This window comes from Vibrio sp. 03_296 (assembly GCF_002265885.1).
The window spans coordinates 1-1,000 of record NZ_NPKW01001065.1; the positions used below are offsets into that span (position 1 = coordinate 1).

The 1,000-nt window shown below is 34.5% G+C and carries 1 protein-coding gene; it reads right to left on the bottom strand.

Annotation, left to right across the window (positions count from 1 at the left end):
• Positions 1-398 (bottom strand): hypothetical protein (locus CIK04_RS29840; protein ID WP_325206015.1); only part of this gene is annotated, 398 nt, incomplete at its 3' end.
• Positions 399-1,000: the final 602 nt, after the last annotated feature.

Below are 1,000 nucleotides of genomic sequence, written 5' to 3' on the forward strand. Positions count from 1 at the left end.
TCTTGTCGATTTTTGTTTAGAAAATCTTTCCCACCAAGCATAAGTCTGATGTTATTATTAGCATCGCGCTCTAGTGAAATTTCACGCTCAAGGGACTCATTTAGAAATTGTTCGATGAATAATATATCTTCACTTCCAAATGTGGGTTTATTCTTGAGTAAGGCTTGATAGGCTTCATTATCTTCTTGCAGCATGTGATTTGTTGAAGCTGTGATAAAGTCATGCTTGAGTAGTTGCCAATAGACTGATTTATAGTTGTTGAATTCAGTAATTAAATCCTCAATGAAAGACTTGTCAGATTTCTTTATAGCAGTTCTAACTCGATCTTTGATATTAAACGAGTCAGGCTGAGATAAGTTTTTGATAATTTTCTCTGCAATCTCCTTTTTCTTTTTCATCCATCGTCTTGGATGTTTGATCAAATTGTTTATTTTTCTGAGCTAATTTAGCTACCGCATCAATAGGGTGATCGCAGACTAAGCACTCGTCTATGTAATAACTAATTGTAGGATTGCTACAGCTTCGCTTTGTTCTTCTAGCTTGACTATGCTTTGCTCTTTTCCATTGAGCTGAAAATTGTAATTCGATAAAGCTCGAATGATAGAGTCATCTCTAGCAAAATCCTCTATGAAAAACCTCAATTTTAACTCTTCATAGTCTGGCTTTTCAGGTAGTTCATATCCATACACTGTATCAATGAATTTTCACGATCAATTTTTTTTCCCCTAGAGCGGCTGTTTYGCTATATCTGAAATATAACCTCGTATATCTCCATCTAAAATTAGCTCATCAAAATGTGTGTTCATTTTCGAAATCTGATAGTTTTTCTTGAGGAGGCCAACAAGTTCTTTTTCTAAACAGAAAAGAAAAACATGTTGTTTAACTTTTCTTTAAGTTCGTATTCCTTTTTAATATTTTCACCGAGGATGAAATCCTGAGTTTCACCCTGAATTACGTTTCTGTCATTTTGGTCTGAGATTACATGGGCTATAAGAGCACC